Raw genomic sequence first — 17,982 nt, forward strand, 5'->3', positions numbered from 1 at the left:
ATTGCGACGAAGGGCTTACGGACCTGTCGCTACTGGAGGGGGCGGGTCAATCCCCCATTGACGAGTCCCCCCGCGAATGAGGGAACCGGGTTACAGAGTGGCTGCCTACGCTGTATGCCGCGCCACGCCTCGCTTTGGGGCATTCGTGCCTGAAACGAGCTTGCGGAAAACCCTGCCGTAGAAATGACCCTCCAGCGCCGTTCGGAAGCCGAAATCGGCGCGCCAAGTTGTCCCTCTTTGTAGGATAAAACCCACTAGGGCCAGGGGTCTTCTTTCGGGATATGAACGAAACGCCCGCTCTGGGGCGTCTGCGTTCGAAGCGCGGGACGATTTAGCGCTTGCTCAGCGCTCCATTCGTTACACGAAGGGCTGGCCCGCCAGCAGTTCCAGCCGTTGGCCGGCTTGTTGCAGACTCTGCTCGACCCGGCTGTCCGCCCAGGCGGCGATGGACACGACGTCGAACAGGTCCGAGAGTTCCCGCATGGAAATGGCGGTTTCAGGCAGCTCGCCCTCTTCCAGCGCCTGGCGGACCATCTGCATCAACGATCCCTGCCCCTGACGCACACGGCGAATCAGTTCCTGGACGATGGCATCGGTGCGCTGGCGGCCCAGGCGCGGCGTGAGCAGCAGTTCCAGCCGCTCACTGCCGACCAGCCCCAGCTGCGCATCCACATTGGCTCGCATCTTCGCGGTGCGTACATCCGGCGCGCCCATGGCGCGGCGCAAGGCGATCAGGGCGCCATGGGTGGCCCCCATCAGGCTGCTCCATTCCGCCAGTTCGGCGGGCCATTGCCCCAGGCCCCGCTCATGCGCCTGGTTCATGCAGCACATCAGCGCCGCTACCCGGTGGGGCGCCCGCAGCGTGGCGGCCAGCGCCTGCTGGGCGGCGATCGGGTTGTGCTTGTGCGGCAGGGCGATGCAACTGCCGCGGCCGTCGGTGGGCGCTTCCACGATCTCATCGACTTCGGGCTGCGCCAGCAGCGCCAGGTCCTGGGCCAGCTTGCTCATGCTGCCGCAGAGCACGCCCAGTTCGGTGGCCAGGCGGATCCAGCGGTCCCGCTGGGTGTGCCAGCACATCTCCGAGACGGGCAGGCCAAGGTCTTCGGACAGCAGTCGGCTGACCGGGTCGGCATTCGTGCCCAGGCTCTCCAGCGTACCCACCGGGCCGCCGAGTTGCAGCCGCAGCGCTTCGCGTGCATGGCTGCGAAGCATCTCCGCGCTGCGCACCAGCGGCATCAGCCAGTTCATGACCTTGTAGCGCAGGCTGATGACCTGCGCCGGTTGCATCAAGGTGCGGCCCAACATCGGCACCGCCTGGTGGCGGCGCGCCAGATCGAGCAACTGGCCACACAGGGCCTGCAGATCGTCATCCAGGATGCGCAGGGCCTGCCGGGTGCACAGCACCATGGCGGTGTCCACAATGTCCTGCGCGCAGGCATTGCGGTGCACATAGACGGAGGCCGCGGGATCAAACAGCGCCACGGTTTCGCGCAGGCGCTGCACCGTGGGCATGGCCAGGCTGCCAGCGGCCGGCGCGGCCGCCAGCAAGGACGGCACATCGTAGAGTTCGGCGCGGCACAGACTGCTGATGGCCTGAGCCGCCGAGGCCGGCATCAAGCCCGCCTTGCTCTGCGCGCGCACCAGCGCCGCTTCCACGTCCATCATGGACTGAACCACCGCTGCCGGTGAAAACACCGCCTCCATTGCAGGGGTGGATAAAAAAACCTCAAACAGCATTTCCAATGACCTCTTGCGGGCCTGGCGATGCTATCGAGCTTGTTGGATTATTGCCCTCATGTAAACCCCGTCTCCCCCGGGAATCGGGTGAAGGTCGCACGACGGCGTGATTCGAATGAGGCAATCAATGGGAGCGGCCGCCGAATCGGGCCGCATCTCGATGGAGCCTGAATGCGGCCATTGCAAAGCACCGCATTCAAAGGTCAATCGTTTTACCTCGCACGAATCGCGGCATTCGCGATTCGTGGAGGTCATTTCATTCAGACGCTCAGTTCTGCGCCTGATATTGCGTGGCCAGGCGGGACATGTGACCCAGCGACAGGCGGTGCATGGTGATCAGCTCCAGCAGACCATTGCGGTGCAGTTCCACCACCTTGGCATCCGGCAGCTCAGCCAGGGCCTTTTCGTTGATGGTCATGAAGCCGTCCACATCCAGCTTTTCGCCATTGGGCAGCGTGGCTTCGAAGCGCATGTCCTGCAGCAGGTTCAGGTCCTGCAGGATTTCGCAGGCCTGACGGGTGCGGTCGGCTTCGCGCTCGAACTCTTCGCAGAAGTTCTTGGCGTTGAGCAGCAGCTCGGAAGCTTCGCCCTTGTCATCGAACAGCGGGGCGCCAGCCGCCTCGCTCAGGCCGTCCCAGGCGCCGTCCACGCACAGCACCATGCTGTCGCCGTCGTCCATGCGGGCCATGGCGAAGGGGTAACGACGCACATAGGCGGGCAGGTAGCGGGCGGTCCACTGGTTGTCCTTGACGAACAGGTTGCTGCCCTGCTTCAGGCCGAACACGGCCAGCGGGGCGATGGCCTGACGCTGGCCTTCCGCCGCGGCACCCACGCGCACGAACACCACCGGGAATTCCTTGCAGGCGTCGGAGAACTCGGCCACGGCCAGGAACAACGAGTTCAGGCCCTGGATGCGGTCCAGGGACGACTTGTCGGTGCTCAGCTTCAGCTTGGCATGCTGCGTGCGGTCCAGGGGGACCAGATTGCCATACATCGGGGGGTTGCTCATTCACTCACTCCATCTTCGGCCAGTCTTGTCACCAGCACCTTGTCCACACGTTTGCCGTCGAGGTCGACCACCTCGAACCTCCACGCGTTCCACTCCACCACATCGGCCGTGCGCGGCAACCGTCCCAGCAGCAGCATCACCATGCCGGCCAGGGTGTTGTAGCGCCCACGGTCCTCCTCGGGCAGTTCCTTGATGTCCAGGCGGTCCTTCAGTTCGGTGACGGGAATCAGGCCATCCATCAGCCAGCTTCCGTCCTCGCGCTGCACCGCCCAGGCGTCGTCCCCATCGGACGAATTGAATTCGCCGGCAATGGCTTCGAGCACGTCGCGCAGGGCCACCACGCCCTGCACTTCACCATACTCGTCCACCACGAACGCCAGCGGTGTCTCCGTGCCCCGCATGTGGGCCAGCAGTTCCATGCCCGACAGCGTTTCCGGCACGAACACCGGGGCGTCCAGGCCCTCGGACAGGTCCATCGATTCGCCGGCCAGTTGACGGGCCAGCAGGTTCTGGGCGCTCACCACGCCCAGCACATCATGCAGGCCGCCGCGGCAGACCGGATAACGGCTGAAACCATGGGCCCGCAGGATGGGCAGGATCTGCTCCGGGCGATCGGTCACATCCAGCCAGGCGATTTCAGCGCGGGGAATCATCATCGAGCCGATCTGGCGCTCATCCAGCCGGAACACGTTGCGCACCATCTGGTGCTCGTGTTCCTCGATGACGCCGGCATCACGGCCTTCTTCCAGGCTGGCGGCGATCTCTTCTTCGGTCACCGACCGATTGGCGCGGCCGGACAGGCCCAGCAGCTTCAGTGCGAATTCGGTGCAAAAGCTCAGCAGCTTGACGAAGGGGCGCGCCACCAGGGAGATGATTTCCATCGGCGGCGCCACCAGCCGGGCGACGGTTTCCGGGAACATCTGGCCCAGGCGCTTGGGCACCAGTTCACCAAAGATGATGGTCAGGAAGGTCAGTACCACCACGACCAGGGCGGTGGCGGTGATGTCGGCGACTTTCTCGCTCAAGGGGAAGTTCGCGCGCAGCACCTCGGCCAGCGGGCCGGAGAACGCGGCTTCGCCCACGATGCCGTTCAGCACCCCGATGGAGGTGATGCCGATCTGCACGGTGGAGAGGAACTTGGTGGGATTTTCATGCAGGTCCATGGCGGCTTGAGCGCCGGACTCGCCGCTTTCCACCATCACCTGCAGACGCGCCTTGCGGGCGGCCGTCAGGGCCATCTCCGACATGGCGAACAAACCGTTGATAAAAATCAGGAAGAGAACTAGGGCAGTATCCATTGATAGCGCGGACTCGGTACAAACCCTGAGTCGCGCCCAAAACACAAGGCCCACAAGGGTAGCAGACCCGTATGACGGCCGACACCGCAAAATCCCGCTATGCATTACCTCATTGGCGATCTTCAGGGCTGCTGCGATGCGCTGGCCCGTCTGCTGGAGAAGATTGATTTCTCCCCGTCTCGGGACCGTCTCTACCTGCTGGGCGACCTGGTGAACCGGGGCCCGGATTCCCTCACCACGCTGCGCCGACTGCAGTCGCTGGGCGATTCCGCGCAGTGCCTGCTGGGCAACCACGACCTGCATCTGCTGGCCACTGCCGCAGGGGTGCGCGCCCCGCACAAGAGTGACACGCTGGATGCCATTCTTCAGGCGCCGGACCGCGAAGCCTTGCTGGCCTGGATGCGTCAGCAGCGTCTGGCCATTCATGCGCAAGGCTGGCTGATGGTGCATGCCGGCGTGGTGCCGCAGTGGGATGCGGCGCAGACGGTGGCGCTGGCCGACGAGGTGCATACGCTGCTGCGAGGGCCTGAGCTGGCGGAGTTCCTGCCGCAGATGTATGGCAATGAGCCGGACCGGTGGACCGACGGGCTGACCGGGGTGGCGCGGCTGCGCTTCATCATCAACGTGCTGACCCGTATCCGCTTCTGCAATGCCAAGGGCAAGCTGGACTTCAAGACGAAGGAAGGACTGGGCACTGCACCGGAGGGCTACATGCCGTGGTTCGACGTGCCGGGTCGCCGCACGGCGGGTCAGCCGATGGCGTTTGGGCACTGGTCCACGCTGGGGCTGGTGCAGCGGGACGACCTGCTGGCGCTGGACACCGGCTGCGTGTGGGGCGGACAGCTCACCGCGGCGCGGGTGGCGGACGGGAAGACGCTGGAGATCATCCAGGTGGCCTGCGCGCAGGCGAAAAAGCCAGGGGCGGATTGACGCCTTGAGGGGGCGCGGTGCTGGCCGCACTGTATTGCCCCTACAATGCGCGCCTGCACCATTCGCTGGAGACGTGGCCGAGTGGTTTAAGGCAGCGGTCTTGAAAACCGCCGAGGGCTTATCCCCTCCGTGAGTTCGAATCTCACCGTCTCCGCCAGTTGCTGGATGACCGAACCTGATCGGGCCCAGCCGGGGACATAGCGGAATCGGTCGCGCGTGCGGCCTCGAGGAATCCGCGTGCACCCGTTCCCCACACCCTCGTCCCCCCTTGAGATCCACGCGATGGCGTCGGCCGAGGCGGCGCTCGAACCTGTGCAGCGTTCGCCCTTCGCCTCGCCCGTCGTGACTCGAGAAGCGGATCTGAGCCCGGCCACGTGCCTGGCGCTTGCGAATCAACTCCGGGACCCGCATCGGCGCTTTGCCCCCGGGGACACCCTGACCCTGTTGACGCTGATGCGAGAAGCCGCATCGTCAAGGCCGCCCGCCATCCCCTGGCCGTGGGTGGTCTGGTGCGAACCGGGCCAGACCGTCCAGCCACATGACGCGCAGGGCGGCGGGCACTGCGTGCTGGTGGCACCTGTCAGCAGCAACAGCGGATGGGAACTGCATTCCGCCCTCATTGCTGACCCCGGCACCGGCCCCCTCTCACTGCCTGCACACGTGCCGCAATTCAACCAATATCGCTGCCGCTCGTACGACATCTTCGACGTGATCATGCAGACCTTGCATCACGCGGACCGGCATCGGCAAGGAAGCAGCGACCGCCAACTGGCAGCCCTCGAATCGCCTCCCGGTCTGCCCTTGCGGCGAGCATTGGCGCAGTGGTTGGAGACGCGCCCGCTGCTCCGACGGCCCCTGCCTGGTCAGCAGCCAACCGCGATGTCGCCCCGCACACCTGCGGCCCATGACGCGGCTCATGGAAGTGGCGCCTCCGCAAGCGCCTCTCCGCGGCGGGTGTCGCCGTCACCGCCTTCTTCGACTTCTTCGACTTCTTCGACTTCTTCGACTTCTTCGGCGTCTTCGACTTCTTCGAATTCACCGCCGTCCCCCAGCCCATCCATTCCGACAGACGCTCGGAGCGGACCGCCAACGCCCTCTCAGCAGCACGTGCAAGGTCAGCGTGCCCAGACCACGGGGGTCCCGCCGCCTCTTCAGTTCAACGGCATGACCATTCACCTCGTCAAGAATGAAGTCCTGGTCGGGACGCGCCCACTCAACCTATCCCTGACTCATTACAGAATTTTGCTGTATCTGGCACAAAACGCGGGGCGGGTGGTGACTGGCGAAGCGCTGAAAGACATGTTGATACGCTTCCGTCCGAAGCTGGGCCCGCGCTCGGTGCACCAGCACGTCTCGCGAATGCGCGCAAGGCTGCACGAAGCGGATCCGAACCACCGCTGGATCGAAACCATTTGGGGCTCGGGTTACATGTTCGTAGACCGCGAAACTTAAGGAGTGCGCGACCGGCCCAATGGCAGACGCACCTCACTGAAGCGGATGTAGTCCAGCTTCCCTTGGGCCTCCAGTCGTCCCGCCTCAACGAGTGCTTTCACCCGCGTGGCGAAGAACCCCAAGGGCACGTCCCCCAAATCGTCCGTACGCTGGCTGAGCGCGCCACCGACGATACGGGCCACCTTCCGAAAATGAGGCCCGCAGCCAGCAAGCAGGACATCATCGATCGCGGCGACCTGCGTCGGGGACAGCTGCGCGGCGAATCGTTCTTCCTCGTCGTCCAAATCCGTGTCCGGCGGCCCGTCGGGGCGATCCGGGTTGAGGTCCGGATGCTGTATGACCAAGGGCCCTTTCAGCGTGGAAAGAATTTCAATGACCACGTTGGAGTGCGCTCGGATGTAGTCTGCCCGCTCGGGGCTATCAGGCAACGTCCAGAGGACCGACTCTGCTTCCGCCAGCGCGTTGAGTGCGCGGTCATAGGCCTCGCAGAGGGTCCCTGCGGTCGGTCGGTCGAACTCCATCATTCCCTCGCCTCGGTGTCAGTGAAGAGGCCGATGATGGCACGTCGCCTGGCGTGTTCCGTCCTCCAACCACGCGGCAATCGCTTGTCCATCCAGCGAGCCGGTCGCAGCGGCCCGCGGCCGCCTCCTCCTACAATCCGCGCCGCTTGTGGTCTTCGTCCCGGAGGCTGAGCCGGTAGTTGTCGCCGCGAATGGTGATGACATGGCTGTGGTGTAGGAGCCGGTCGAGGATGGCCGTGGCGACCACTTGATTCACTCGATGCTATGGGACGGTGAGTCTTCTTCTCCAGCGTCTCCGCCAGGTGGCTGGATGACCGAACCTGCTCGGGTCCAGTCGGGACATAGCGGTTCGGGTCGCACGTGCGGCCTCGAGGAATCCGCGTGCACCTGCTCCCGACACACTCCTCCCTTGAGATCAACCCGATGGCGTCGGCCGACACGGCGCGCGAAACTGGACCGCGTTCGCCCTTCAGCGCGTCCATCGTCAGCCGGGCTGCGGATCTGAGTCTGGACAAGCGCCACGATTTCGTGGACCGACTCCGGGACCCGCTTCAACGCTTCGCTCCCGATGTCACCTTGACACTCGTGACGCTGATGCGAGAAGCCGCGTCGTCCTACCCGTCCGTCATCCACTGGCCTTGGGTGGTCTGGTGCGAACCCGGCCAGCCCATCCAGACGCCTGACCCACAGCGGGCGCACTGCGTGCTGCTAATGCCAGCCTTCACGAACACGGGATGGGAGTTGCACGCCGCCCTCGCCTCTGAGCTCGGGGCCGGACAGGCCACATTGCCTGCGCATCTGCCGCCTTACTGTCGGTATGACTGCCGCTCGCACGACATCTTTGACGTGATCATGCAGACCTTGCAGCGCGCGGATCCGGAGCGGCGGTTCCTCAGCAGTCGCGATCTGAGTGAGCTTGCATCGCCCCCCGGCCTGCCCCTTCGCCGAGCACTCGCGCAATGGTTGGAGACGCTCCCGACGATCAGGCGGCCCGTGCCTTGTCGTCCACAAGCCGCAATGTTGGCGCTCCAGGCTCGACCCAATGATCAGGGCCATTGGGACGGGACCATCGCACACCCTTCTCCGCTGGGGGTGTCGCTCCCCCCGCCAGGCCTGTTTTCGCTCGGTGATGACATGCCAATGGGCCCCTGGAGCGGTTGGCAAATGCCCTCGCAGCCGAATATGCAAGGACAGCGTGCCCAGGCCATGCAGGGCCCGGCCTCTCTCCGGTTCAATGGCCTGACCATTGACCTCGTCAAGCAGGAAGTACTGGTCGGGACGCGCCCAGTGGCCCTGACCAACACGGAATACAGCATTTTGCTCACCCTGGCACAAATGCCGGGACGGGGGGTGAGTCGTCAAGCGCTGAAAGGACTGTTAACCGGCTGCAAACTGGCGCTTGGCGAGCGCGCGGTGGATCAGCACATCGTGCGAATACGCAGAAAGCTGATGGAAGCGAATCCCGACCACGACTGGATCGGAACCCATCGGGGAAACGGCTACGTGTTCGTAGACCGCGCTTGACCGCACTCCTTCAAGCGTCCAGCCCGCTGGATGCTCGCCCTCCCGTGGACTCCCCCGGCGGCCTCGCGAGCATCCTCAACCGCTCTCCCCACTGAGGCTCCTGCAGGAGCCTGTGCCCCAACTGCACCCATCCCAGGGTCGCAATCCTGAGCGGGTTGTACGTGGTCACTGGCTCGGTCAGTCCGTACCGAATGGACACTTCGGGCCGCTCCTCCACGAAAGTCCCGAACAGCCGGTCGAAGACGATCAGCACCCCACCGTAGTTGCAGTCCAGATATTCCGGATTTGACCCGTGGTGTACACGGTGATGGGAGGGTGTGTTGAACACCCACTCCAGCGGCCCGAGCTTGGGGATCCACGCTGCATGCAGCCAGAACTGGTAGAGCAGATTCGTCGCCAATGCCGCCAGCACCGCCTGCGGAGGAAACCCCAGCCACACCAGCGGCGCAAAGAACAGTCCGGTCCCGGTGAGCTTGCCGGTCCACCCCAAGCGCAGGGCCGTGCCCAGCGTCAGCTGGTTGGGTGAATGGTGGACGCAATGCGTCGCCCAGAACCAGGCCATCCGATGTGCGGCCCGGTGGTACCAGTAATAGCAAAACTCCTGCCCGATGAAGAGGATCGCGAAGGCCACCGGCGTTGTCAGCGCCAAGTCGCCTCGGCGGTGCGCATACACCCAGGCAAGCGCCGGCACCGTGATCGACAGTCCGAGTGCGTCCACGATCCGGCGGCCCACCACGTCCCCCATCGAGGCCGCGAACGCCTGCCAGTCATAGCCCTTTCGCAGCAGCGTCATGACGACGCCTTCCAGCACCGCCAGCGCGATGGCCGCCACCAGGAACCACAACAGCCAGGGACCCGCCTCGGACGGCAGCACGAGGTGGGCGACAGTCATGATCCGGCCGTCTCCGACTTGCCGGATTTGTCCGCCTTGCACTGGCTCAGCTCGGCCGCATGCGCCTTGAGACATGCCCGGTGCTTGTCGGCGTCACCGCCTTCGGCACCACACAGTTCCCTGGCCTTGGCGGCACAGTCCTTCGCTTCGCTCAGCGCGGACTTGCATCCGTCACTCAACTCGGACTCATGCTGCTTGAGGCAGGCCAGGCCACGACCTTCCCCGGGCTTCACACCGTCGCAGAGCTTCTTGTAGTCGGCCCGGCAGGCCTGCGCGGCCTGCTTGCCCATCGGCCCGGTCACTGCGTCCCGCGCCTGGGCGGACCAGGACATCGCGAACAGCGCCGCCGCCATCGTCAGCGCCAGCAAGGGGCGCATCATCATGAAGGTCATGATCGGAATCTCCGAGTATGGATGGATGAACGAATGGATGGATAAAGGCGAAGCCCCGCGCCATCAAGGCTCGTTGCGGCGGTGAAGGGCCGTCGCGGGGCGCGGCGTCGTGCGTGTCGTGGTGCGCGTTGCCGTCTGTCCGTTCGGTCCGGTCACTGTCGCGGTCGTTGCTTCGGGGGAGCGGTCCACCACCCGGCTGGCCGTCTTGCCATTGGGGCCGGTCGTGCTGGAGGACACGTCCCCGTGGTCGCGCGTCACCTGGCGCGACAGGGTCTTGCCTTGCGCGCCGGTCACGGTCGTCTGGCGGCTGCGGGCCTCGGCCGGCGATGTGATCACCAGGGTTGCCGCCACCACGGTGGTCGTGGCCATCAGGGTCATGAGTTGGGTCATGGTCATGTTGAGTCCTTTGCTGGGTTCGTTGGCCATCGCGGACGAGGCCAGTGATGAGATCGAGAACACCCTGCGCCGGGGGGCATCACGGCGCGGCACCTGGGCCGCCGGTCCCGAAGGCCGATCTGCCCTGACGCTCCCGCCTGCTGCATCCGTCGCCTCCATTGAACGTCGTCCGCTGCCGGCCGTTGCCCACGCCACACGACGAATTGCGACAACATTGCAATGTTTCCGTCACCCACCCAGCACCCCTCTAGACTCGCGACATGAGCAAACCCCGCGTGCTGATCGTTGACGACGACACCGAACTCTCGGACATGGTGGCCGAGCTTCTGGTGCGCGAAGGATGGGAAGTGCTGACCACGCTGACCGGCGGCGACGGCGAACGTTCGCTGCGCCAATGGCAACCCGAAGTGGTGCTGCTGGACGTGATGCTGCCGGACGCCAACGGTTTTGACCTGTGCCGCCGTTGGCGGGCGGACCATGCCACGCTGGGGCTGATCATGCTGACCGCCCGCGGCGAGCCCATGGACCGGGTGCTGGGCCTGGAGATCGGTGCGGACGACTATCTTGCCAAGCCGTTCGAACCCCGCGAACTGGTGGCCCGCGTGCGCGCCCTCCTCCGCCGCCAGGCACCGGGCCGCGCGGAAGGCAGCACGCAGTTGCGTTTCGAGGGCCTGACCATCGACCTGCTCAAACGCGAGGTCCTGGCCGGCACGCAGTCGGTGGCCCTGACCGGCGTGGAATACAAGCTGCTCGTGACACTGGCGCGTGCGCCGGGTCAGGCGCTGGACCGGGACGCCCTGAGCGACGCGGTGCAAAGCGGTGGCTACCGACCGCTGGACCGCACGGTGGACGTGCAGATCGCACGCCTGCGCCGCAAGCTGGCGGAAGCCGCGCCAGGCCGGGACTGGATCGACACGGTGCGTGGCGAGGGTTATGTCTTTGTGGCCCGCTAGCTGGCGGCGCGCCAGTCTCTTCCGCCGGCTGCTGCTGGCACAGCTCGGTCTGGCGCTCGGACTGGCGGTGGTGATCGGACTGCTGTTCTACGTCGAGCGCAATGTGACCGTGGCCACCTTGTTCGCCGACCTCTGGGCCCCCCGACTGGCCCAGGCGGCGGGACTATCGACCGCGCAGGACGGCACACCGTCGGGCTCGCTGTCGCCATCGTCGCCATCATCCTCAGCGCTATCGCCCTCGCCGCTCCTCTCGAGCGTGCTGGTACGCGACGCCCCACCCGATTCCGCCCGCCGCACGTCCTACTTCGCCCCGCGATTCGTGGCACTGCGCCAGGTGCTGCGCAATCACGGCGTTCCGGCCTCGCAGATCCGTCTGGAGCTGGGCCGCCACGAGCCGCGCATCTGGCTGCAGGTGGAGCGGCCCGCCGCCAGTCCGGTGTGGTTAGGAGTGCCCGGTCGCATGGTGGCGCCGGAGTGGTCGGGACGGGCGCTGCTGGCCCTGGTGTTGTGCCTGGCGCTGGTGCTGGGCCTGAGCGGATGGACGGCCCGCCGACTGGCCCAGCCGCTGGTGCAGCTTCGGCAGCGGCTGCAGGCGCAGCAGCCCGGCGCGACGGACGCGTCGCCCCCATTGCCTCTGCGCAATGCGCCTCCCGAGGTGACCGCGATCGACGCGGCCTACAGTGAACTGCTGGCTCGCTGGCAGCAGCATGAACGCGAGCGTGCGCTGCTGCTGGCCGGCGTCTCGCACGATCTGCGCAGCCCGCTGGGACGCATCCGCATGGCGGCGGAACTGCTGCCCGACGAGCCGGGCATCGACCGGCGCAAGGCAGTCGTGATCCGCAATGTGGGCGAGGCGGATCGCTTGATTGAGAGCTTTCTGGACTTTGTCCGCTCCGGGGAACTTCCCTGCCAAGACACGGTGGACCTGGCCGATGCAGCGCGGGCCGTGGTGCAGGCCTTCGAGCAGGCCCCGGAGCAACTGCGGCTGGAAGCGCCCGCGCATTTGTGGCTGCCCCGGGCCAATCGCCTGCTCGTGGAACGTCTGGTGGCCAATCTGGTGGACAACGCACTCAAGCATGGACGGCCGCCGGTGCGGGTGAGCCTCGACAGGGATGCGGAGGGCGGCCTGAGGCTGGCCGTCGAAGACGCCGGTGACGGACTGGACCCGCATCAGCTGGAGGCGCTTCAAGAGGCGTTCCGCCGTGGCGACAGTGCCCGCACGCAGGCTGGCAGTGGGCTGGGCTTGGCCATCGTGCGGCAAGTGGTGACGCGCATGCGGGGCCAACTGCGCTTTGAGCGGGAAGCAGATCGCCAGCGCGTGGTGGTGGCGTGGCCGGCCGACGTCCCGGAGGACACGGCGCGATAGTGGCGTTGCCGTGACGCCGGCGGGCATTCCCGGGCGTTCCCGGTCAATCCCGGGCCTTGCCGGGCATTGCCGGGCATTGCCGGGCGCCTTCAGGCCCCTCCAATGGACGATGCCCCGCCGGCGCCCCTGCGGCATCCTCCTCCTACAATCCGCGCCGCTCGTGGTCTTCGTCCCGGAGGCTGCAGTCCCCCCACCCCAGGAGCCCGCATGGCCGCCCCGATCGACTTCTATTTCGACTTCGCCTCGCCCTACGGCTACATCGCCTCGCAAACCATCGATGAGCTGGCCCAGCGCCACGGCCGATCGGTGAACTGGCATGCCATCGTCTTGGACGCGAATTTTCAGTCGCTCGAACGCATCCGCATTCCCACCAGCGTCATGCGCAGTGACTACATCCGCCGCGACGTGGAGCGGCTGGCCGCGTTTTCCGGCGTGGACTACAAGACGCCATCGTCGCTCGGCCTGCACACTGAAATGGCGGCCCGCCTTTTCCACTGGTTCAATGACCGCGACCCGGAACAGGGCCGCTGCTTCGCGCGAGCGGCCTACCGGGCCTATTTCGTGGAAGACCGCAACATTGCCCAGCTCGAGACGCTGCAGGACCTGTGTGCTGCGCAGAAGATGGACGCGGCGGAGCTGCAGCATCTGGTCAACGACAGCGCCAACCGCGCCCGCCTGAAGGCCGAGATCGACCTGGCCGAGTCGCGCGGGGTGTTCGGCTCACCGTTCTTCATCGTGGAAGGCGAGCGTTTCTGGGGCAACGACCGGCTGCCCCAGCTGGAACGCTGGTTGGCGCAAGGGCCTTATTGAGCGTCCATTCAGCGGCGTGGCGGTCCCCAGTGGCCGTCCACCCAGGTGCGGCGCCCTTCGCGCCATTCCCAGCAGCCGTCGATCCACACATAGCCCACCGCTGGCGGGCCTGCCACCGCAGGCCCATAGCCCTCGCTGTAGCCGTAACCGCCGCCCCCGCGATAGTGCCGGGGCGGCACCACGATGCACCCGCTCAGGGCCGAGGCCAGCAGCGCGGCTGCGCTCGCACCCACCATCAGACGAATTGCTCGCATGTCAGTTCTCCAAGGCTGTCGCCTTGTGGAGTCCAACGCATCGGCAGGCTGTCCCGATGACCGCTGCGGCTCGTCATTACCTGATGGACACGCAGTAACCAGACGTTGCATCCAGCCCATGCAGCGAGGCACCGACACCCAAGCCTGAGCCGTCGCCTCAGCTCACCTGCTTGAACGCCATCACCGCCTGATTGCGCAACGTGCGCAGCAGCGCCAGTTGCTTTTCATCCAGCACCACCGAGCCAGCCTCGGCCTTGTCCGCATAGATCATGGCGAACGGTGCGCCGCGCAGCGCCATCGGCAGGATCAGGAAGCTGTGCGCCTTCGCCCCGTTGAGGAACCAGTGGGGCAGACGCTCCGCGATCCTCGGCTGCGATGCATCGGCAATCAGCGTGTCGGCGCCCTTGATGCAGATCGCGCTGAAGAGATCCGGCTGCAAGCCCGGCATCACCCGCAGCGGCACCCGGAACAGCGGCACCACCGCCTCCACGCCGTCGCCCAGGCCGAAGCGGCCGGTGAGCGTCTCGGTCTTCGGGTCCCGCAGGCAGAAGATCACCCGCCGAAAGCCCAGGCCGCGGTACATGGTCTCCAGAATCATGCGCAGCACTTCATTGAGCTTGAAGCTCTCCACCATCGCATTGGTGATGTCCTGGATGCCGGCCGCCAGCACCGCGGAGGCTTCCTCCGGCGGAAGTCCTCCCCCGGGCATCTGCCCCTGCACGAGCGTGGCCTGCAGTTGATGCGGTGACAGCGTGTCCTCGAGCGACGGCGTCAACGGCGCCAGCAGGCGCTGCGCCGGCGAACTCTTGGGCAGCTGGATGTCCATGGCCTGCGCCAGCTGGGACAGCCGCTGGCGCGCCTGATCCGCCGCCTGCTCGATCGCCTTGGCCTCGACGCCCAGCGCCCGCGCATAACGCTGCGCCATGGCGCGCACCTTGGCATAGGCTTCGGACGGGTCGCTGTTCAGGATCAGGTCGGCCACGTCATTGCTGGCGCGCGCCAGCCAGCGCATGCGGTCCGGGGAATGCTCCACCAGACGGGTCGGCGCCTCGCCGTCGGGCCGCACCATCGTCCGCTGCAGCGTGTCCGGGAAGCCCCACTGCCGCGCCACGCCCAGGCCCAGCGCTTCATAACTGAGGCCCAGCACCTGGGCGGAAGCGGCCGCCTCGCTGATGGGAGGCGCGGCCTTGTCGCCCATGCCCCGCTCCGGCCGCACCAGGCGTCGCACCTGTTGCGCCTCTTCCGGCAGATAGAACTCCGACAGCAGGCGGCCCAGGCCCTGGAACATGGTGGTGAGGAAGGACTCTTCGTTCTCCCGCGGCACCAGGCACAGCTCCCGCGCCAGTGAACCGGCCATCAGCGACCGCAGGAACTCTTCCTTCAGCCGCTGCGCATGCTGCTTGTTCTCCATCCGCTCCAGCAGCACCAGCGACAGCGCCAGATTGCGAATGCCGCCAAACCCCACCAGCGCCACCGCCCGGGAGACGGTGCTGATGTGCCCCCCGCCGGCATGACTGAACTGCACGGTATTGACCAGCCGCAGCAGCTTGTTGGTCAGCGCAACGTCCTTGAGGATTTCATTGGAGAGCGTCGTGAGGCTTTCGTTCTCCGACTGCGTCATGCGCTGGATGCGGGCCACCGAGTCCGCCATGGCGGGGAAGTCGCTGCGGTGTCGCATGCGGCGCAGCAGGAATTCCAGCGTGGCATTGCCGCCGTCACTCGCGGAGGTCGCCTCCGCCGCAGGATGCAGCCAAGCCGCCAGCGCATCATGAAACGCCTTGGCACTGGGCCAGCGCTGCGCCACATCCCGGGCCAGGCCGCGCAGCAGCACGGCGCGCAGCGCATCATCACTGTCCGGGCCCAGATCGGCCGGCGGCTCCAGCGACTGGTCCGCCACGCGTCGCACCGCCCGCCAGGGGTCCGGGTCGTAGTTCAGGCGCTGGCCGGACAGCATCTCCGTCAGCATCACCGCTGCGGCAAACACGTCCATCGCGGGCGAGGCCGGTTCTCCCCGCGCTGCTTCGGGGGACAGGTAACCCGGCGTGCCGACGATGCGGTTGCTCGGCGCCAGGCTGGCCGAGCCGCTCAGGCGCGCCGCGATGCCGAAGTCCATCACGCGCGGACGGCCCTGCGTATCCAGCATGACATTGGACGGCTTGAGATCCCGGTGCACCACACCGGCCCCATGCGCCGCATGCAGCCCGTCCAGCACGCCCAGCATCAGGCCGACCGCATCCCGCGCCGGCAAGCGGCCGCGCTGACGCATGTGCTCGGCCAGCGTGCCGCCGGCCACGTATTCAAAGACCATGTAGGCCTGCCCGCCCTCCATGTTGGCCTCGAAGACCGGCACGATGCTCGGATGGGTCAGCCGGCTCACCGCCCGGGCCTCATGCAGCCAGGCATCCACACTGGCCCGGTCCACCGCCTGCGTCAGCACCTTCAGCGCCACCTCGCGGTCCAATCGAGGATCATGGGCCAGCCAGACCTGCGACTGGGCGCCGCGCCCCAGGCTGCGCAGCGGCTTGAAGCGCCCGACAGCGGGCGGCACAGGGGTCATGGTGGGTCCTTGCGGGGCGCCGAGGTCTGCTGCTGGGCCCGCTCTCGCAGGCGGGACCGCGGTGCGGCGGCTGCGGCGGCGCCCTGTGTGGGGTCGTTCACGCCGCTGGTGGTCTCCCCTTGGGCCTGCGACGCGCCCAGCGCGTCGTAGACCTCGCGCAGCCCCAGGTCCAGGGCCCGGGCATATCGACGCGTCGCCAGCTCGATGCCGGTCTGCCGCTTGCGTTCGGGCAGCAGCAGGGCATCGATCAATTCATTGGCCAGGCTGCAGGTCAGGCGCAGGATGTCCAGGTCGCCATCGGGATGACGCACCGCCGCATCGGGCGGCTGGCGACGCATCATGTGCTGCAGCTCCTCGCCCAGGCCCCAGTAGCGGACCACCGCCAGGCCCAGGCTTTCCAGGTCGCAGCCCAGCACCGCATAGGCGGCGCTCTGCTCGGTCAGGCCGCGCGGATTGGGATGTTCCTCGGTCGGCTCCGGCGGCACCATCAGCTGCCGGATCTGCTGGGCATCGTCCGGGAAGTGGTACTGCACCAGCAGGCGGCCCAGGTTCTGCATCAGGTTGATGAGGTAGACCACCTCGCCGTCATACCCGGCGGGCCGCAGCGCCTGCGCCACCTGTCCGGCTCGCTGCACCCGGCGCATCAGGCTCTGCATGAAGGTGGCCTGGCCTTCGTTCATCGGCCCCGGCCACGGCTTGAGCGCGCGGGCGGCATCTTCCAGCCCGTTCAGGCCCATCATGGCAATGGCCCGCTGCATGTTGAGCACCGTGCCGCCACTGTTGGGGTGGCCCTGCTGGCGCATCGCGTTGTTGACGCGGCGCAGCAGCTCCAGGGTCAGCGCCATGTCCTTCAGCGCCAGCGCCGCCAGCTCGCTGGCATGCTGCGAGGCCATGGCCGAGGACATGGCGGTGGAGACCAGGCGCGCAGTGGTGCTGGGCAGATGGCCGAAACGCTGCATCTTGTCCTTGAGCAGCGCGATCGGACCGCCGTCGTCCTGTTCCGCCGAGAGGCGCCAGCCGTCGAGCGCACGCCAGAAGCTGCGCGCCAGGTGATAACGCTGGCGGGCCTGGCGGTCCGTGGCGCGATTGACGATGGCCCGCAGCGGGTCCGGAATCGGATAGGGCGTTTCCCAGCCCATGCGCACCAGTTCCTGCCCTTGCGGCTGCATGCGCTGCAGCACGCCGCGAAGGTCCGGCTCGTCCAGCACCGGTCGCCCCGACAGCAGCCGGTGCAGCACCAGGCCGATGGAGACCACGTCCTCTTCGGCGGATTCCCGCACCGCGCGGCGCGTGGCGTTGAAGTCCGCATCCGGCGGCAGCGTTTCCTGGGCCACTTCCAGCCCGATCACCCGCACATGGTCCGCCGGGTCGATCAGGAGATGGGCCAACTGAATGTCACGGTGGGCATGGCCGGCCTCATGGGCGAAGGCCAGTCCTTCCAGCGCCTGGGCCACCCATTTGGCGGCATCCAGCGGCAGCGGTGCGCCGCGGGCGATGCGCTCTTCCAGGGTTTCCCCCAGCGCGCGGTCGTAGGTCACATAGGGCCAGGGATCCACCCGGCCCGTCTCCACCACATGGCCCAGATTCGGATGATGGATGCGCGAGGCGGCGTCCATGGCCTTGAGCCACTGCAGCATGGCCGCCTCGCTGGCCGGCTTCTCACGCGGCACCATCAGCAGCATCTCCTGGCCGTGGTGCGTGTCAAACACCAGCCACAGCATGCTGCGCTGGCTCTTGTGCAGCAGCGCCCTCAGCTCGAAACGGCCAAAGCGCCGCAGGGGGGCGGCGGAAGGGGGGGAAGTTGTCTCAGACACGCGATGTGGGTGGCTCCCGGCCTGATCCAGGGGCCACTGTCCTTATAGGTAGACGATTGGACAGAAAACTCGATGTC

18 protein-coding genes and 1 tRNA gene are annotated in these 17,982 nt (G+C 66.6%); 7 read left to right on the forward strand and 12 right to left on the reverse strand.

Going from position 1 to position 17,982, the window contains the following annotated elements; all coding sequences use genetic code 11:
- Positions 1 to 357: 357 nt before the first annotated feature.
- The 3 genes from DES44_RS22390 to DES44_RS22400 form a co-directional block, all read right to left on the reverse strand.
- Positions 358 to 1,737, reverse strand: coding sequence for a lyase family protein (locus DES44_RS22390; RefSeq protein WP_083525446.1), 1,380 nt, complete (start codon positions 1,735 to 1,737; stop codon positions 358 to 360).
- Positions 1,738 to 2,005: 268 nt separating this feature from the next.
- Positions 2,006 to 2,746 carry a SapC family protein gene (locus tag DES44_RS22395; protein WP_083525445.1) on the reverse strand — a complete coding sequence of 247 codons (741 nt, stop codon included), beginning with the start codon at positions 2,744 to 2,746 and terminating at the stop codon, positions 2,006 to 2,008.
- Positions 2,743 to 4,044, reverse strand: a complete 1,302-nt coding sequence (locus DES44_RS22400; protein ID WP_058934433.1) for a hemolysin family protein — start codon at positions 4,042 to 4,044, stop codon at positions 2,743 to 2,745. The genes DES44_RS22395 and DES44_RS22400 overlap by 4 nt, the downstream gene beginning before the upstream one ends.
- Before the next feature lie 99 nt (positions 4,045 to 4,143).
- On the opposite strand from DES44_RS22400, the gene DES44_RS22405 reads away from it, so the two are divergent.
- Together DES44_RS22405 and DES44_RS22410 are read left to right on the forward strand one after the other, a co-directional pair.
- A complete protein-coding gene (locus DES44_RS22405; protein ID WP_058934432.1) occupies positions 4,144 to 4,974 on the forward strand; it encodes a symmetrical bis(5'-nucleosyl)-tetraphosphatase in 831 nt (276 codons plus the stop codon).
- 67 nt (positions 4,975 to 5,041) lie between these two features.
- Positions 5,042 to 5,131: transfer RNA gene (locus DES44_RS22410), tRNA-Ser, on the forward strand.
- A gap of 757 nt (positions 5,132 to 5,888) precedes the next feature.
- On the opposite strand, the gene DES44_RS25185 is transcribed toward DES44_RS22410, so the two are convergent.
- Positions 5,889 to 6,035 (reverse strand): hypothetical protein, encoded by a 147-nt coding sequence (locus DES44_RS25185; protein ID WP_170156730.1) that lies wholly within the window; start codon positions 6,033 to 6,035, stop codon positions 5,889 to 5,891.
- A gap of 103 nt (positions 6,036 to 6,138) precedes the next feature.
- Here DES44_RS25185 and DES44_RS25190 point away from each other — a divergent pair, with 103 nt between their 5' ends.
- Positions 6,139 to 6,426 (forward strand): winged helix-turn-helix domain-containing protein, encoded by a 288-nt coding sequence (locus DES44_RS25190; RefSeq protein WP_058934431.1) that lies wholly within the window; start codon positions 6,139 to 6,141, stop codon positions 6,424 to 6,426.
- Here DES44_RS25190 and DES44_RS22420 read toward each other — a convergent pair.
- Together DES44_RS22420 and DES44_RS25760 are read right to left on the reverse strand one after the other, a co-directional pair.
- The gene (locus DES44_RS22420; RefSeq protein ID WP_058934430.1) at positions 6,423 to 6,950 is read right to left on the reverse strand and encodes a DUF3658 domain-containing protein; all 528 of its coding nucleotides are present in this window, start codon (positions 6,948 to 6,950) and stop codon (positions 6,423 to 6,425) included. The genes DES44_RS25190 and DES44_RS22420 overlap by 4 nt on opposite strands.
- A 127-nt stretch (positions 6,951 to 7,077) precedes the next feature.
- Positions 7,078 to 7,203 (reverse strand): ATP-binding protein, encoded by a 126-nt coding sequence (locus DES44_RS25760; protein WP_375137567.1) that lies wholly within the window; start codon positions 7,201 to 7,203, stop codon positions 7,078 to 7,080.
- A gap of 125 nt (positions 7,204 to 7,328) precedes the next feature.
- Between DES44_RS25760 and DES44_RS22430 the strand changes: the two genes are divergently transcribed.
- Positions 7,329 to 8,471: a winged helix-turn-helix domain-containing protein gene (locus tag DES44_RS22430; protein WP_147307189.1), complete on the forward strand. Its 1,143-nt coding sequence runs from the start codon at positions 7,329 to 7,331 to the stop codon at positions 8,469 to 8,471.
- 10 nt (positions 8,472 to 8,481) lie between these two features.
- Here DES44_RS22430 and DES44_RS22435 read toward each other — a convergent pair whose 3' ends face one another.
- From DES44_RS22435 to DES44_RS22445, 3 genes are all read right to left on the reverse strand, one after another.
- A complete protein-coding gene (locus DES44_RS22435; RefSeq protein WP_058934428.1) occupies positions 8,482 to 9,363 on the reverse strand; it encodes a sterol desaturase family protein in 882 nt (293 codons plus the stop codon).
- Entirely contained in the window at positions 9,360 to 9,755 is a 396-nt protein-coding gene (locus tag DES44_RS22440) for a cysteine rich repeat-containing protein (protein WP_058934427.1), read from the reverse strand. The genes DES44_RS22435 and DES44_RS22440 overlap by 4 nt, the downstream gene beginning before the upstream one ends.
- A gap of 63 nt (positions 9,756 to 9,818) precedes the next feature.
- Positions 9,819 to 10,151 (reverse strand): hypothetical protein, encoded by a 333-nt coding sequence (locus tag DES44_RS22445; RefSeq protein WP_147307190.1) that lies wholly within the window; start codon positions 10,149 to 10,151, stop codon positions 9,819 to 9,821.
- A 260-nt stretch (positions 10,152 to 10,411) separates the two neighbouring features.
- On the opposite strand from DES44_RS22445, the gene DES44_RS22450 reads away from it, so the two are divergent.
- The 3 genes from DES44_RS22450 (at position 10,412) to DES44_RS22460 (ending at position 13,280) form a co-directional block, all read left to right on the forward strand.
- Positions 10,412 to 11,104, forward strand: a complete 693-nt coding sequence (locus DES44_RS22450; protein WP_058934425.1) for a response regulator transcription factor — start codon at positions 10,412 to 10,414, stop codon at positions 11,102 to 11,104.
- Positions 11,085 to 12,470 (forward strand): sensor histidine kinase, encoded by a 1,386-nt coding sequence (locus DES44_RS22455; protein ID WP_083525443.1) that lies wholly within the window; start codon positions 11,085 to 11,087, stop codon positions 12,468 to 12,470. Before DES44_RS22450 ends, DES44_RS22455 begins: the two co-directional genes overlap by 20 nt.
- Positions 12,471 to 12,677: 207 nt before the next feature.
- Positions 12,678 to 13,280: a 2-hydroxychromene-2-carboxylate isomerase gene (locus DES44_RS22460; protein ID WP_058934423.1), complete on the forward strand. Its 603-nt coding sequence runs from the start codon at positions 12,678 to 12,680 to the stop codon at positions 13,278 to 13,280.
- A gap of 8 nt (positions 13,281 to 13,288) precedes the next feature.
- Here the strand turns inward: DES44_RS22460 and DES44_RS22465 are convergent, their stop codons facing one another.
- From DES44_RS22465 to DES44_RS22475, 3 genes are all read right to left on the reverse strand, one after another.
- Positions 13,289 to 13,534 carry a YXWGXW repeat-containing protein gene (locus DES44_RS22465; RefSeq protein ID WP_170156731.1) on the reverse strand — a complete coding sequence of 82 codons (246 nt, stop codon included), beginning with the start codon at positions 13,532 to 13,534 and terminating at the stop codon, positions 13,289 to 13,291.
- Positions 13,535 to 13,691: 157 nt separating this feature from the next.
- On the reverse strand, positions 13,692 to 16,091 hold the full coding sequence (locus tag DES44_RS22470; protein ID WP_058934421.1) for a serine/threonine protein kinase: 2,400 nt from the start codon (positions 16,089 to 16,091) through the stop codon (positions 13,692 to 13,694).
- Complete coding sequence (locus tag DES44_RS22475; RefSeq protein WP_147307191.1) at positions 16,088 to 17,905, reverse strand: serine/threonine protein kinase; 1,818 nt, start codon at positions 17,903 to 17,905, stop codon at positions 16,088 to 16,090. Before DES44_RS22475 ends, DES44_RS22470 begins: the two co-directional genes overlap by 4 nt.
- Between the last annotated feature and the right edge of the window lie 77 nt (positions 17,906 to 17,982).

The organism is Roseateles depolymerans (assembly GCF_003387155.1).
GTDB lineage: Bacteria > Pseudomonadota > Gammaproteobacteria > Burkholderiales > Burkholderiaceae_C > Roseateles > Roseateles depolymerans.